We start from the raw sequence: 15,342 nt of genomic DNA, 5'->3' as shown, positions 1-15,342 counted from the left end.
AATAACAGGTGCTTTTACTTTGCGGAAGTGTTTCCAGGTAAGCTGCGCTAAAATGCTGCCTCGGCAATGATTTCGGCTTTAGCGAACAAGGAACTACGGATGCATGAACATCAATTGAGTAACTGGCAACATTCGCACGATTTCGCGCGGATCAATCGCAAAGGCGAGCGGCGTACGAAATGGGTGCTGCTTCTGACGTTTGCGACGATGATTGTGGAAATTGTCGCCGGTATGCAGTTTCATTCGATGGCGTTGTTAGCGGACGGATGGCACATGGCCACGCATGTGGTGGCTTTTATGATTGCAATCTTCGCCTATCGTTACAGCCGTATCCATCAGCATGATCAAACCTTCGCATTTAGTCCCGCCAAGGTGGGTGTGTTGGGCGGATTTGCCAGTTCGATAGCGTTGGCGATGGTAGCCTTAGTGATGATTGCCGACTCGGTGCAGCGGTTGCTGATGCCGGAAATAATTCGCTTTGACGAGGCGATTTTAGTCGCGCAAGTGGGCTTGCTGATCAACCTGTTAAGCGCGCTGTTATTGCGAGATCATCACGACCACCACCATGGACACGGGCATAATGCTCACCATGACCATGACCATGACCATGACCATGACCATGACCATGACCATGACCATGACCATGACCATGACCATGACCATGACCATGACGAACACGATCATGATCATAAGGATCATGGCCAGCGCTCCCACCATCACGATCACAACCTAAGGGCAGCCTATCTACACGTAATGGCCGATGCGCTGACATCGGTATTAGCCATCGTCGCCCTGGTTGCCGGCAAATATTACGGTTGGGTTTGGCTGGATACGGTGATGGGGTTTGTTGGCGCGACAGTGATTCTGGTCTGGGCTTACGGCTTAATCAAAGAGACCAGCCCTGTATTGCTGGACCAGACCATGAACCCCAAATACACCCAAGCGATACAAGCCGCGTTGGAGGAAGACGGCGAATCCCTCGTCAGCGATTTGCATGTTTGGCCCGTTAGCGCTAATCATTACGCGGCAATCGTGGTTTTGGTCACGCAGCAGCCAAAATCGCCCAGTTATTACAAGAATCTATTGGCCAAATTCGCGCAGCTTGACCACATCACCGTGGAAGTCAATTGTTGTAATGGTCAGGATTGCATTGCAGAATAATGGCGTCGTTGCCGATGAATTCGATTTGGCAATGATAATGCGCCACCAACCAATGAAAAGTCGGTCGCGAGAAAAAAGCGATGTGGGTTTGATCGTTTTTGTAATGCCATTTGGCAAAGGCCTCGGCATCTATGACCAATTTGGTCATGATGCCCAGCCAACCGCCGGGTTTTAATAGTCTAAACAGCGTGTCGAACTCACGTTTTGGCGTGCAAAAATGCTCTACTACCTCGGTGCAAACGATAAAATCGTAGTTTAGTTGCAGGTGTTCAGGAAAGTCCGCATAGAATGGGTCGTAGATATTTACTCGATGCCCACGCGCCTTGAACAGTTCTGCAAGCGCCGGACCTGGACCGCAACCATAATCAAGTCCAACAGAATTGTTCGGTAATTTCTGGAGCAAAGGCTTTGCCAAGCGGGATAGAAATTCGATGTAGCCCGGATCGTCAATGGTATTCTGATGGTGATCATAAATAGCTTTTTCTTGGCTCGGCGATAAGTGCTGAGAGCAATCAACATACACCAGTAAACACTGCCGGCACTGAGTGTAATCGCGTTTTGCGTCGCTGTGATAACGATGGATGTCGGGGCTGTTACAGAGTGGGCAGGATGGTGCCGGCATAATTAATTTGGGCTTTTGCTTGACGCATGGGCGATATGCTGTAGAATGCGCCGCTCTCTACTGCGGAGCGGTAGTTCAGTTGGTTAGAATACCGGCCTGTCACGCCGGGGGTCGCGGGTTCGAGCCCCGTCCGCTCCGCCACTTTCGTTTTTACCTGCGTTTTGAACTCATCGTTTAAGTGGCATTGATGATGAGTTTCTTGCAACTCATTTAGTTTGCAATATTCCGAAATCGTTGCCAGATAATTTTAAACGTCAGCGTCAAGGTCGGATCATTGTTGGCGACACGTGCATCCAGAATGTCCGGTTCCGCCCAACAGCCTTCGTCGATTTCATCGGTCGCTAGGCTAAACGGTCCGTTATGCCGGCAACGGTAGACCTGGATAAATTCCATACCCAAGTCGGTGCTAGGCTCCAGTTTAAATAAACCCTCCAGGCTTTCGGCAACGATACCCAATTCCTCCTGTAATTCGCGCGGCGCGCAACGGTCATAGCTTTCGCCGGCGTCGACGTGACCAGCCGCCGAAGTATCCCATAAGCCTTTGTTCAAATCCTTTTTCATTGAACGTTTTTGCAGAAACAACTGGCCTGCATCGTTGAAAACCAGAATATGCACGGCCCTGTGACGTAGGCCGTTGGCGTGAATCGCCGATCTGGGCTGTTGGGCAATCACTACATCGTCTCTATCGACGACATCGAGAAGTTCGTTGTGCATGTAAACTATCGATTCCTGAGGCAAGGTCGTGTATGGTAGCTGTTTTTAGTGCATGTCGCAGAGAACATATGGCAAGAAGAAGCGAACATAGTCAGGAACAAATCAAGGAAATGGTGCTGGTCGCAGCGGAAACTATCGTCATAGAGGACGGCTACAGTGCTCTGACGGTGCGCAAAATCGCGATGGAAATTGGCTATACCGTGGGCAGCATTTATATGGTGTTTGCCAACATGAACGATTTGCTAACCCACGTCAAAGGCCGGACACTGGATGAGTTGGCTAAACAATTGCTTCACTGTGAACCGTCCACCAGTGTCGAGGAAAATATTCTGATCTTGGCGGAAACCTACCTAAATTTTGCCGCCCAGCATTTCAATCGCTGGCGCATGATCTTCGATATTCAGAGCGAGGAGCCTCAGCCTGACTGGTATCTACAAAAGGTGGAGCAGATGTTTGCGATTGTCGAGGTGTTATTTATCCAGCTTACTCCCGGCAGCTCCGCGGAACAAAGCCGGCTGGCAGCCAGAACCTTATGGAGCGGCGTGCATGGGATCTGTATTTTGTCGCTGACCGCCAAACCGCAGGTCAGCGACATTGAAGCATCCCGGCTAAGCGTGGATTTGTTGGTACAAACTTTTATTCAAGGCTGGAAGGCACGTGCTCCACTTCAGGTAAATGCCAAACCACCAGAAAAGTAGCAGCCAGCAGCAGGAAACCCAGACCAATCAGCGCGGTAATGGGTGTAACTTGTTCGGCAGCAGCCAGTGTATAGCCGCCCACTGCCAATAACATCGCCACATTCTGGAAAAAATTCTGCATCGCTACCGCACCGCCACTGCCTATGCTTTGTTGACCAAGGTCCTGGAGGGCTGCGTTTATTGGTACGATAAACATGCCGCCGGCCATACCCATTAAAAACAACACAAAACGTGCCGGCCAGACTGCTTCCGTGAAACTCAGGGTGATGATAAAGATGCTCATCAAATAGGCCGGGATGCGGGCGCGGCGCAGATGTTCCAGCGGAATCAAGCGTGGGACTAGGACCGAACCGGCGATGATGCCGATGGCTAAAAACAGTGTCAGATTGGCAATGTCGCTGGCGTTATGTGTCATTAACACCAAGGGCGCCCAAGCAATGATGATGACCCGGACGCTGGCCGCAGCCGCCCAAAATAGAGATGCACCCAACACCGCGAAACGTGAGCGTGGCATCGCCAGAAATGTTTTAACTTCCACGTAGAACAGCCTGATTTTCGAGCCGGACGGCGGGGCTTTGCGTAAGCCTATCGGCAAGAATAAGGTGGTGGCAGCAGAAATCAAAAACAACAGTATCGTGACAATCAAGGCCCAGGTGGTGGAATGATCGGCCAGCTTTGCGCCGACCACCATACCGGTCAATATAGCCAGAATGGTGGAGCCTTCTATCCAGCTATTGGCTTTTACCAGGCCGTCGTGGCCCGCCAGTTCCGGCAAAATGCCGTATTTGGCCGGACTGTACAAGGCAGCGCCTACACCGACCACGCAATACGCCAATAGAGGCTCGACGTTAAATAGCAACAAACCCGCGCCGCAAGCCTTGATCAGATTGGCGACAATCAACACTCGCGATTTGGCGTGACTGTCCGCAAATCCGCCCACCCAGGGCGCCAAAACTACGAATGCCACCAGAAACACGCTTTGTAGTGCCGGCACGTACCAACTAACCGGGTGCGCATCCTGCATCACCATGGCGATGACTGTAAACAATATGGCGTTGTCGGCAAATGCCGAGAGGAATTGCGCGATTAAAAGGGGATAGATGTGTTTGCTCATGGCATTAAAGGGTAGTTAAGTTAGGCAAGCCAGGTGTGGGTCGTGCTCAATCCGACTCGCCGTCGCCGCCCTCCAGCAGTCTTGCTGCTAAGGCTGTAGCGCCCGGATAATCGGTTTTTCCGGTCGCCAATACCGGCAGTTTATCCAGCACAAACACTTTTTTAGGGAGATTGATGGTGGCGACGCCAGGGGAGGCGTCGGCTAATTGTTTGGCGTTGGCGTCGCGGCGGGTCGTCAACAGAATGAGTTGTTCGCCTTTTTTAGGATCGGGCAGACTGACCACCACATGCTGCGCTTCCGGCCAAGCGTGGATGGCCAATTGTTCCACCGCGGTGAGAGATACCATTTCCCCACCGATTTTCGCGAAACGTTTACTGCGGCCTTGAATGTGAATAAAGCCTTCCTCGTCGACATGGACGATGTCGCCGGTATCGTACCAACCTTCGCCGAAAGCGGTGGAGCAGGGCGGTACCAAAACCCCGGGATTGTCAGGTAGTAAGTAGCCTTTCATGATGTTGGGGCCGGCGACATGCAGTTTGCCGGCGTTCTCAATACCGGGCACCGGCTCCAATTTATGCAGCATATCGGGCATGAAGCGGCCCACGCTTCCAGCCTTGTAGTCCATCGGCGTGTTTACCGAGGTTACCGGCGAGGTTTCCGTGGCGCCGTAGCCTTCCAAGATACGAATACCGAATTTATCCAGCCAAGTGGTGCGGGTGGTTTCCTGCAATTTTTCGGCGCCGGCCACCACGTAACGCAAAGAGTAAAAATCGTAAGGATGGGCTTTTTTGGCATATGCTGTCAAAAAGGTATTGGTGCCGAACATGATGGTCGCGCCTACCTCGTATGCCATCTCCGGAATCACAGCATAATGCAGCGGCGACGGATAAAAAAAGCTGGTCATGCCGTTTAATATCGGCATCATCGTACCGACCGTAAAGCCGAAGGAATGGAACATCGGCAGAAAATTCAACACCACATCCCCCGGTCCGAAATCAATGCGCGCTCTGATTTGTTTATGATTGGCCAGGATATTGGCATGCGACAACACCACGCCTTTCGGTAAGCCTTCCGAACCTGAAGTAAACAGTACGACGGCCGCATCGTCAGCATCGTAGTCCTGGCTTTTGTACCAAAATCTTGCGGTTTTAGCCTGTAGCAAGCCGATGATTTTGTCGAAGCTTGTCAGTGATGTCGCCAAGTCTTCCAAATAAATTAATTTGACGTGTTGTGCCAGCGTTGCGGCTTCGTCTCCGAGTTTCGCTAATTCAATGAATTTGCGCGAAGTCAGCACAATATTGATTTTTCCGGTGCGGCAAGCGGCAGCCATACCGGCGGCGCCTATTGAATAATTCAGCATCGCCGGTACCCGCTGATAAATCTGTAAACCCAGCACCACGTTCAGCGTCTTACAGCTATTGGGCAGCAACACGCCGACATTCTCGCCGGTTTGCGTGAGGGTTTTGATTAGTTTGCCTACGATGATGCTGCGGGTGATCAGTGCGTCGTAGCTTAGTGGCTTGCGTTCCAGATCCTCAGCAACGGTGTAACGCCCGCCATGTAAAGCCCGAGCTTCCAATAAGGCCGCAAAGATGGTTTGTTGGTAATGACTGGTAGCAAACATCATTTCCGTCATGATGTCAGCCAGGATGTGGCCGCTATGCTTGCGGCGGGCTTTGCCGGTCACATCGCCGTGAGTCTCGATCAAGGTTGGCGGCTGGATATGAATGGTGATGCGCGGAAACCAGTGTTGACGCACGCTGCCCAGCTTGGAAAAGCGGCTGTATTCAGCGCCCTCGATGCGAATCGGCAACAAGGTTGCACCGGATTTATCGGCAACCATGCCGGTACCGTCATAGATTTTCATCAAGGAGCCGGTCACGGTGATCCGGCCTTCCGGAAAAATCACGGTTTTGGTATCGCTTTGCAAATGATGGATTAAAGCCTTTAAAGACAAGGGATGCGTTGGATCCATCGGAAACACTTTGGATAAACGCAAAAATGGCTTTAGCCACCAGCGTTCAGAGATTTGGGTATTGATCGCAAAGGTGATGTCGTCCGGCAAAAACACGCCCAGCAGCAAAGGATCGAGAAATGAAGTGTGGTTGGCGACGATCAACACGCGGTTACCGGCTTTAGCGTAATTTTCCAGCCCGTGGACCTTCACTCGATAGACTAGCGTCAACAGCCAGCGTAAAACAATTTTTAACATGATATTCCTCCCGTAAGCGCATATTAGCAGACAGATTGCGATTTGCCGGAAGGCACTATAACGACAAACTAAACGTTGTTCAATTTAATTTTCCCTTTGCCTCCTAAAAACGAAAAAGCCATCTCCAAGGGATGGCTTTTGGCATTGCTACCACCTTGTCCGTCGATGGACAAAATTGGTGCGTTAACCCGGCGAACTGCTTTATGGCTTTTTAATTTGGTTTTTTCCCAAAGCCGAATATGCCTAACAGCGCCGGAACAAACAAGAAGACAGATGCAGGCAACGGAACAGCGGCTGGTGCGGCAGTGACGTGGACAGTAGCGCCTGTGATGGTTGTGGCGGGCCCGCTACCATCGGAGAGAAATAGTAGTTGTGCCGGCGTATATATCGGGTCGGGGATTATGCTTAAGGAGTTCCCCGCGCTGACATTGATTGCTTGAAATTTGACGGTGCCCAGCAAGGTGGGCTCAGAGATATTCAAACCGGTTGCGACGCTGCCCGACAGCATTTCGGCAAAATGAATTTTCCCCAAGGTTGCGCCCGAGCCTGGGGTAATGCTGTTCGCCAGACTTTCGGTGTCAGTGCCAAAAATACTGCCACTGCTTAGCAATTGCGCCGATAGATTGGTGCTGTTGTAGGTCAGATCGAAATCGAAGCCCGCCAAATCAGCAACGTTATTAATATAAACATTGACGTCGAAAATAGAGCCTTTAGCGAATGAGCGGATATTCGTGTCGTCAGAAAATTTGAGATTAAGCGTGGCCGCTTCGGTGGTCTGCAAAAACCCGACGAATGCCAGCGCAAGCAGTTTGGTAAGTAAATGTTTGTTCATAAAATATTCCGTAGGGCTGGAAACCGGAGCCAATCGCTCCGGCAAACTGATTCAAAAAATGGGCTAGGGCGCAGGGTTGACCACGGCACATTGCGGCAAAGTACAAAGCGAAGCTGCCTTTCTGTAATCGATAATATTGACTCGCAAATCGCCATTCAGATCAGCGGGGTCGTTGGCTGCTACCACTTTGCCGTATTTGGCTTTGATGGCGTTCAAATCGTTCATGTCGATGTCGTTATCGCGATCCGTATCGCCGGGGCCTGTTACTTTCACGGTAAAAGCTTTAGATGCGCTGGTGTAATCGGCATCGTTTGCTGAGACGGTAAAGTTGAAAATGCCTACCTTGGAAGGCACGCCTGATAACAGGCCTGTGTCTTGCGCAAGAGTCAAGCCGTTTGGTAATGCGCCGGCGCTGACGTTGACCACGTAAGGCGTGTTGCCGCCGCTAACGGTGGGCCGCTCTGGAAACACTTCGTTGACATTGCCGTTTTGCAGCGCGTCGACCATTGCGAAGGGCGAGATGGCTACGAATTCCGTCATTTGCGAACCTTGATAGGCACCGACGACTTCCGCAGTCGAACAATCGAATTCATGAGAGCCGCCGTTGGCGTCGGTTACTTCCACTACGCCGTCGCCGTGCAGATTATCCGTTCCGACCGCATCGCACATGGCTTCACCCTTTTCGCCATCAATGGACGCGGCGGGGCCGCCATAGGCATAAAACTCATAACGGCGGGTCACAACCTCTTCGGCGTTGTTGCCCATGCTGTCGCTGCCACCGCGCAATTCGGATTTGGCGTTGCTGACACCATTGTGGGATTGCAGCAAATACCATTCGGATTCGACTTCGTCCGGCTCACCATTGGTCCAGTCTGCTAGACCGTCGTGGTCATGATCATCACTGATCAGTGCGCCTAAGGCCAAAACCCGAGTGTTGTGAGTTTTAGTTTTAATAACCTTGACCCAACTAGGTTCGCCAAATTCTTTTACGACGCTTTGCGGAACAACCGGAGCCGGCATGGTTGCCACGACTTGGGCAGGGAAGTCAGTGGTCGGTGGGGTGTAGTCGAATACCGGTGTATTCAACTGCAGCGCGGGGCCAACAACCAGTTTGCCGCTGCCATCCTTGACCAGCCAGTTGTATTTGACCGCGCTATAAGGCGTGGTGGCGGAGTAGGCAAAGTGCACCCCAAAATGTTCGCAGCCGACATTTTTGCTTAAATCGTAGCAATACAAGGTACTGCCGATTGGATAGGGATTGGTGAAGGCACCGTTTTTTTCGTAACGTACGAAGGTTTTGGGGTGCGCCGGGTCGCTGAGGTCTTCCCGTATTTTTCCGTAACCGTAATGATTACCTGGGTAGGTGCTGACTACATCTTTGCTGTTCGTATCGTCGAGTTCTATTTCTATGCCGTAGACCGGACCGCCGGTGTGATTCAGTGCGTCAAAGTTGCCCAGCCCGCCCCTGATGTCGCTTGCCTCGGCAATAGAGCCGAGCGCCAGCAATGGCAGTAAGAATGTCATTTGTTTCATCGAGTGTTCCCTGTAGGTTTGTGGTGTGTCAATTGACTTTAACTAACAATGAAACTTGGCGGGGTGAACCGACGACCTCCCGATTTTGATAGACCGAGATAAAGCCTGACTAAGTCAAAAAGCTAAGAAGTCTTGCCGCAAGGCACGTAGTCAGTTGCCTAAACTCAAAAGTCAATTTCGACATATTTAGACAACTAAAAGTCGCGGGACTTATACCAATGGAAAATGAATTCAAAATTAAAATTGTGGGAAATCTCACATTTTTATTGTTATTTTATTGATTTCTTTCCGGTTAGCATGGCTTTGATTAAGTGTTCGTTGTGTGCTCTACCAGAAACAAAGACGCCCACTATGTGTAAAGCAATCAGTACCAGCATAAAATTGGTCGCCCCTTCATGAATTTCCTCCCAAAATTCTTCATCTTGGCTTTGCGTTTCTGCTTTTCCATCCTCTTCGTCGTCTTCTTCCGCATGGGCAGCGCTAATCAAAGTTAGTCTTGTTGGATTGGCAGCCAGCGGACCTCGGCCTTCTTCTATCGCATATAATTTTAAGCCGCTGACCGTCACAACCAGCAGCGTTGAGAGCAATGCTATGACCATCCAGCCGCCCAAAGGATTGTGGCCGACATAATGTTTCGCGGAGCCAGCGCGCAGTTCGCGAATATAGCTGTAAACAGTTCCGGGAGAACGGACAAAGTCGCTAAATCTGGCATGGCGGCTGCCGATGATTCCCCACAGAATGCGGAAGATAATCAGACCCAAAACCGTGTAACCGGCGTAAATATGCCAAGCGTTTTCTTCCTCGCTGGTGAAATAGGCCACAGTAAAGGCAACGACCAGCGACCAGTGAAAAATACGGATAAAAATGTCCCAGACCGCTACGGTGTGTTGGTTATTCATGTGGTTTACCTCGGCATGCTTAGTTGCAGATGTAGCTAGTGTAGGAAACCGAGATAAATCCAATCTTAAAAGTTCGGGGTTAAAATACCCTTACTCCGAGTAACTCTTTGAAACCAACCATTGTTATGACTCAACTATGCGACTATTGCTGGTAGAAGACGATCCAGGCCTGTCCCGATCTTTAAAAGCCGATCTGGAAAGAGCCGGGTTTGCTGTCGATTTGGCCATGGATGGCGAGAATGGCGAGTTTTTGGGCATGACGGAATCCTACGATATTGTCATCCTGGATTTAGGCTTGCCGAAAATGCCCGGACTGGAAGTGCTGCGACGATGGCGGCAAGCGGGTAATCATGTGCCGGTCATTGTGCTGACGGCCAGGGACGCCTGGCATGAAAAAGTCGACGGCTTTAAAGTGGGCGCCGACGACTATCTAGGCAAACCGTTTCATATCGAGGAGTTACAGGCACGCATCCAGGCCCTGTTAAAGCGCATGCACGGTGTGATGCAACCGCAACTGTGCGGTTGCGGCGTGGCCTTGGATGAAGACAGGCAAACGGTCAGCGTTGATGGTGCTGAGTGTGTTGAGTTGACGGCAATCGAATTTCGTTTGCTGCGCTATTTCATGCTGCATCCCGGCAAGTTGCTTACCAAAACCCATTTACTTGAGCACGTCTACGAATGTGATGGCGACCCCGCCAGCAACGTTATCGAAGTGTATATCAATCGGTTACGGCGTAAATTGGGTAAGGATTTGATCGCTACCCGGCGTGGGCAAGGCTACATCTTCGGCGACAAGCCGTGATTTCATTACGCCAGCGTCTTAACCGCGGCCTGATCATTATCCTGAGTATGGTGTTTGCCGGACACTGGTTGGCAGCAGATTGGGTGATTCGCTCTGTGGCGGAAAAACAAATGCTGACCCGCTTACAGCACGATGGCGATTCGTTGTTGGATACCTTGACGCTTAACGCGGAAGGACAATTGATTTTCGATAGCTCGCATGCCGGCACGGTTTACGGCCAAGCCTATTCGGGTCACTACTTTGTGATCCAGCTTGACGGAAAAACCTATTATTCAAGTTCGCTGCAAGACGACGTTTTGCCTTTTACTACCGAGCCGGCCAATACCGCCAGGCAATTCCATTTTCCTGATGGACCGCATCACCAACCTTTACTGGTTTTGAGTCGAGGTTTCGAGCGATTTGGTCATGCAATCACCATTAGCATCGCCGAGGATTTAAGCGATATTGGCCATGACATAGACCACATCCGGCTCGCCTATCTGGTACTGACGGCCATGGTGCTTTTGATCGCAATCGCCCTGCAAAGTAACGATGTACGCAGATCGCTGAAACCGTTGCAGGCGGCGCGCGACGAACTGGCCGAGATTGCCTACGGCCGTCAGTCACAGATCCAAGCCAGAGTGCCGGCGGAAATCAAACCCTTGGTTGCGGAAGTCAATCGCTTGTTGGTGTTGGTTGAGAGGCGCTTGCACCAGTCTCGCACCGCGATTGGCAATTTGGCGCATGCGCTGAAAACGCCGTTGGCGATGCTGTTTCGACTGACTGAAAATTCGCAACTCGATGGTCATGCCGAGCTGCGCGATCTGCTGCAACAGCAAACTCAAGCGATCCATGAGCGCATCGAGCGAGAATTAAAACGCGCCCGTATCTCCGGTAATATGCAAACCGCCAGCGTGTTTAATCCACAGCAAGAACTCACTGCTTTAGTCATGCTGTTGCAAAATGTCTATGCCGAGAAAAACTTAGCGATCCAAGTCAATGCTCCCGATCAGTTAATCAATTTTGATCGGGAAGACATGCTGGAGCTGACCGGTAATTTGTTGGATAACGCCTGCAAATGGGCTGACAAGCAGGTTCTAGTCTCAGTTGAACATGGTGCCGGCATTACTATCAGTGTCGAAGACGACGGTCCGGGTTGTTCGGCGCAGGACATGCGGCAACTCAGTAAGCGCGGCTTAAGGCTGGACGAAGCAGTGCAGGGACATGGGCTAGGCTTGGCGATTGTACGTGACATCGCCTTATTTTATGGCGGTACGCTGGAGATTATGCGTTCCGCGCAACTGGGCGGTTTGCGAGTGAGTGTGCAATTCCCAAGGTGGATAGCCGCAGCATCGGTATAATTCCCGCTTCTTTTGCATTTACCGTTTGATTGCTTATGACCTCCGTTAACACCGAAAAACTTTCCAGCGCCCGTTTTGCCGAAGCCACCGATGCTTTTGTCGAAGAATTTACCGCTTCCGTCAATTTTGACCGGCGCATGGCCCGGCAAGATATTCAAGGCTCGTTGGCGCATGCGGCCATGCTTTGCAAAATAGGTATTCTGACCGAGCAGGAACTCGCCGATATTCGCAGCGGATTAATGCAAATCGGCGGTGAGATCGAACGCGGCGAGTTCCTCTGGTCAATCAAGCAGGAAGATGTGCATATGAACATCGAAGCGCGCTTGACTGATTTGATCGGGATTGCCGGCAAAAAACTGCATACCGGCCGTTCGCGTAATGACCAGGTAGCGACCGATATAAGACTATATTTACGTAGCGAAATCGAAACCATATTGACGCAGTTGCAACGCCTGCAAATCGCTTTATTGGGTGTGGCGGAGCGCGAGGCCGATACCATCATGCCGGGTTTTACCCATTTGCAAGTCGCGCAACCCGTGACATTCGGCCATCATTTAATGGCGTGGTTCGAAATGCTGTGCCGTGATAAAGAACGTCTGCAAGATTGCTGTAAACGCCTTAATGTGATGCCCTTGGGCGCCGCAGCATTGGCGGGCACCAGCTATCCCATTGATCGCTTCATGACCGCCGAATTGTTGGGATTTTCCCGGCCGTCGAATAACTCTTTGGATTCGGTCAGCGACCGCGATTTTGCGATAGAGTTTGCTGCGGCCGCTAGTTTAATCATGATGCATTTGTCAAGATTCTCGGAAGAACTGGTGCTGTGGGCCAGTGCGCAATTCAATTTTATCGATATTCCGGATGCATTTTGCACCGGCTCATCAATCATGCCGCAAAAGAAAAATCCCGACGTACCGGAACTGGTGCGCGGCAAATCCGGCCGGGTTACGGGACACTTGGTGTCCTTGTTGATGCTGATGAAAAGCCAGCCCTTGGCTTATAACAAAGATAATCAGGAAGACAAAGAGCCCTTGTTCGATACCGCTGACACCTTAATCAACTGTCTGCGAGCCTTTGCCGACATGATGCCGCGCATTCAAGCCAAACGCGAAAACATGTACAACGCCGCAAAAAGAGGATTCGCGACGGCTACCGACTTGGCTGATTATTTGGTTCGCAAAGGTATGCCTTTTCGCGATGCCCACGAAGTCGTGGGTCAAGCTGTGCGCTTAGGACTGCAAACAGAGCGGGATCTATCGGAATTAACTCTCTCAGAGTTGCAGGGCTTTTCCGGCACCATTACGGCGGACGTTTTCGATATTCTAAAATTGGAAGGGTCGGTCGCTGCCCGCAATCATATCGGCGGTACGGCACCGGCAGCCGTTCGTCAGGCAATATGTGAAGCAAGACAACAAATACCCCACTAAATCCTGGAAATTGGCTTTTTAACTGCTACCCTTCGAGCATCGTTTGATTTGGAGGGTGGCATGCCCCAATATTTTTCCCGACTGCTTGCTGGACCATCGCTGGATGCAATCCCGCAAGAAACCGATTTTTGGCACGACCGGGAGCTTAGTTTGTTTAGCTGCCCCAGCGCCGATGCTGATTACGCATTGACCGCATTAGTTTTTAAAATTAGTAGAAACCCGAAAGATCTGCTGGCGCATCTACGCCGGATTTATTTTTGTTACGACCAGCGCCTGTCCGAGCAACTCTACGCGGCCTTGTTGGATTTAATGATTATTTTGGATGGGAAGGGAACTGCGATCAGTCGCCGTATGATACAAGCTAGCCAGTCGCGGCTGCTGGCCCAGCAATGTCAGGATTTGCTTAAAACTGACGGGCAAACGCCGCCAGCTAACCGATATTCTTTGTTCAGTAAAGGTCTGTTGGCTAGCCGCGAACTGGTCAGGTCCAGACGGCAAACCGAAGCGCAACACGATTATTTGGCCTTAGCCAACGACTTTATCGAATACAGTCAGCTCGAACAGGCCATGGATGTGCTGGAAACGGGTATCAACCTGCAACATGATCGTCCGGATTTGCAACTGGCTTTGTTAGAGCTGTATAAGTCTACAAAAAACCGGGAGCGCTTTCAGCTCAATCGGCAGCGATTTAGCGACTCCGGCGTGGTGCTGGAGGGTGAATGGCTGGAGTTGGCACATTATTTTGAAGGACAGGCATCATGAGCAAGTCGAACAAAACGCCATTTCGAATCGCTCTGCATGGCATGGATACCCGCACTTATAAAACCATGGAAATGTATCTGAAGGGGCCTTGTCGGGGGGCTGCCGTCGTGGTCGAGGATGCCGAAGCCAGCATTGACATGATCGACGCGGATCACCCCAAAGCCCGTGATATTCTGGATGCCAGAAAAGCCGCCGCGCCGGGCCGACCGATCATCTTATTGTCATTACAAAACCTACAACTGGATAATACTTACTTCATCAAAAAGCCGGTGAATGTCCAGCAAATAATGGCGGTGCTGGACAAGATTAAGGCGGTTGCCGAGGCTCGCAAAGCCGCTGCCGAACGTACGAAGATTGCGCAAGCACCTGCAAAGACAGCTGATATGCCGTCCCCGCCCAAGGACGACAAGCCAAAAAAAATGGCTATGGATGTCTATGTCAATAAGGCTAAGGCGCCAAAAACAGGTGATGCCGCTGAGCACCACAAGGCCAGCAAACATCATTCTGCGATGCAGTTGAACGAAGGCGGCTTCACAGCGTTTTTAGGGACACTGAGCGACATCGATTTTGACGACGAGGTGCAGCTGTTAACAGCCTGTTACGATCCGCGCCAGTATTTTTTGGGCTACGTGATGTCGGCATATAAAACGGCCAATTTACAGTCGCGTGTTTTGCAACTTTGTTCGATTTGGAAACCTTTGACGATTTTTCCGGAAAGCCAGGAAGTCTGGATCGACGCCGACGATAAACAAGCCCGCGCATTTGCCGGGATGCCATTGGGTAAAGGCTCCGTCGGCAAAATGATTTTGACGGCAGTCGATTCCACAACCGCCATTCAGCGCGCCGAAGATAAGTTTCAAGATATGGGTGCTTTTGTCTGGAAATTGGCAATCTGGACATCCAAAGGGCGCTTCCCGATAGGTCTGGATATTCAAGGGCCGGTCTACTTAGAAAGATGGCCGAATTTTACCCGACTGGTCATCACGCCCGATGCTTTGCGCATTGCCGCATTGTTGGTTCAGGCACCGAGAACGCCATTGGAAGTTGCTGGTCTGTTACATGTCAAACCGCAGTATGTGTTTGTGTTTATTAGTGCCTGCCAGACGATAGGCATATTGAAACAAAGCGAACGTCAAGCCGATGCGGTGATTGCCGTAGAACCCACCAAGAAGCCCAAAAATGAGGGTTTATTAAGCAAAATTCTCAATAAATTGCGCGGCGCTTAG

Annotated in this window: 14 protein-coding genes and 1 tRNA gene; 8 read left to right on the top strand and 7 right to left on the bottom strand. The window is 51.0% G+C overall.

Translation table 11 applies throughout. The features are described from left to right. Nucleotides 1-99: 99 nt before the first annotated feature. The gene (locus ACMXD4_RS13560; protein WP_415878432.1) at nt 100-1,161 is read left to right on the top strand and encodes a cation diffusion facilitator family transporter; all 1,062 of its coding nucleotides are present in this window, start codon (nt 100-102) and stop codon (nt 1,159-1,161) included. Here ACMXD4_RS13560 and ACMXD4_RS13555 read toward each other — a convergent pair. Next, nucleotides 1,124-1,783, bottom strand: a complete 660-nt coding sequence (locus ACMXD4_RS13555; protein WP_415878431.1) for a class I SAM-dependent methyltransferase — start codon at nt 1,781-1,783, stop codon at nt 1,124-1,126. The genes ACMXD4_RS13560 and ACMXD4_RS13555 overlap by 38 nt on opposite strands. A gap of 64 nt (nt 1,784-1,847) precedes the next feature. On the opposite strand from ACMXD4_RS13555, the gene ACMXD4_RS13550 reads away from it, so the two are divergent. Next, a tRNA-Asp gene (locus ACMXD4_RS13550) sits at nt 1,848-1,924 on the top strand. Between the two features lie 69 nt (nt 1,925-1,993). On the opposite strand, the gene ACMXD4_RS13545 is transcribed toward ACMXD4_RS13550, so the two are convergent. Then, the gene (locus ACMXD4_RS13545; RefSeq protein WP_415878430.1) at nt 1,994-2,497 is read right to left on the bottom strand and encodes an NUDIX hydrolase; all 504 of its coding nucleotides are present in this window, start codon (nt 2,495-2,497) and stop codon (nt 1,994-1,996) included. Nucleotides 2,498-2,565: 68 nt separating this feature from the next. On the opposite strand from ACMXD4_RS13545, the gene ACMXD4_RS13540 reads away from it, so the two are divergent. Then, on the top strand, nt 2,566-3,195 hold the full coding sequence (locus ACMXD4_RS13540; protein WP_415878429.1) for a TetR/AcrR family transcriptional regulator: 630 nt from the start codon (nt 2,566-2,568) through the stop codon (nt 3,193-3,195). On the opposite strand, the gene lplT is transcribed toward ACMXD4_RS13540, so the two are convergent. The 5 genes from lplT to ACMXD4_RS13515 form a co-directional block, all read right to left on the bottom strand. Beyond that, nucleotides 3,134-4,309: a lysophospholipid transporter LplT gene (gene lplT / locus ACMXD4_RS13535; protein ID WP_415878428.1), complete on the bottom strand. Its 1,176-nt coding sequence runs from the start codon at nt 4,307-4,309 to the stop codon at nt 3,134-3,136. The genes ACMXD4_RS13540 and lplT overlap by 62 nt on opposite strands. 46 nt (nt 4,310-4,355) lie before the next feature. Further along, nucleotides 4,356-6,521, bottom strand: coding sequence for an AMP-binding protein (locus tag ACMXD4_RS13530; protein WP_415878427.1), 2,166 nt, complete (start codon nt 6,519-6,521; stop codon nt 4,356-4,358). A gap of 211 nt (nt 6,522-6,732) precedes the next feature. Next, a complete protein-coding gene (locus ACMXD4_RS13525; protein WP_415878426.1) occupies nt 6,733-7,398 on the bottom strand; it encodes a cohesin domain-containing protein in 666 nt (221 codons plus the stop codon). Nucleotides 7,399-7,416: 18 nt separating this feature from the next. Next, nucleotides 7,417-8,886, bottom strand: coding sequence for a putative Ig domain-containing protein (locus ACMXD4_RS13520; protein ID WP_415878425.1), 1,470 nt, complete (start codon nt 8,884-8,886; stop codon nt 7,417-7,419). Nucleotides 8,887-9,155: 269 nt separating this feature from the next. Next, nucleotides 9,156-9,785: a cytochrome b/b6 domain-containing protein gene (locus tag ACMXD4_RS13515; protein ID WP_415878424.1), complete on the bottom strand. Its 630-nt coding sequence runs from the start codon at nt 9,783-9,785 to the stop codon at nt 9,156-9,158. 136 nt (nt 9,786-9,921) lie between these two features. On the opposite strand from ACMXD4_RS13515, the gene ACMXD4_RS13510 reads away from it, so the two are divergent. From ACMXD4_RS13510 to ACMXD4_RS13490, 5 genes are read left to right on the top strand one after another with little or no spacing between them, the layout of a single operon-like run. Next, nucleotides 9,922-10,587, top strand: coding sequence for a response regulator transcription factor (locus tag ACMXD4_RS13510; RefSeq protein ID WP_101052588.1), 666 nt, complete (start codon nt 9,922-9,924; stop codon nt 10,585-10,587). After that, on the top strand, nt 10,584-11,927 hold the full coding sequence (locus ACMXD4_RS13505; RefSeq protein ID WP_033159332.1) for a sensor histidine kinase: 1,344 nt from the start codon (nt 10,584-10,586) through the stop codon (nt 11,925-11,927). Before ACMXD4_RS13510 ends, ACMXD4_RS13505 begins: the two co-directional genes overlap by 4 nt. Before the next feature lie 35 nt (nt 11,928-11,962). Beyond that, nucleotides 11,963-13,354 carry an argininosuccinate lyase gene (gene argH / locus ACMXD4_RS13500; RefSeq protein WP_415878423.1) on the top strand — a complete coding sequence of 464 codons (1,392 nt, stop codon included), beginning with the start codon at nt 11,963-11,965 and terminating at the stop codon, nt 13,352-13,354. 60 nt (nt 13,355-13,414) lie between these two features. Continuing rightward, complete coding sequence (locus tag ACMXD4_RS13495) at nt 13,415-14,116, top strand: FimV family protein (RefSeq protein WP_415878422.1); 702 nt, start codon at nt 13,415-13,417, stop codon at nt 14,114-14,116. After that, nucleotides 14,113-15,342 carry a hypothetical protein gene (locus ACMXD4_RS13490; RefSeq protein ID WP_415878421.1) on the top strand — a complete coding sequence of 410 codons (1,230 nt, stop codon included), beginning with the start codon at nt 14,113-14,115 and terminating at the stop codon, nt 15,340-15,342. The genes ACMXD4_RS13495 and ACMXD4_RS13490 overlap by 4 nt, the downstream gene beginning before the upstream one ends.

Origin of the sequence: Methylomonas sp. TEB, assembly GCF_047777895.1 — a bacterium.
In the GTDB taxonomy this organism is placed as follows: domain Bacteria; phylum Pseudomonadota; class Gammaproteobacteria; order Methylococcales; family Methylomonadaceae; genus Methylomonas.
Note: the sequence above shows the minus strand (reverse complement) of the source record. Positions and strands in the feature narration are given on the sequence as shown.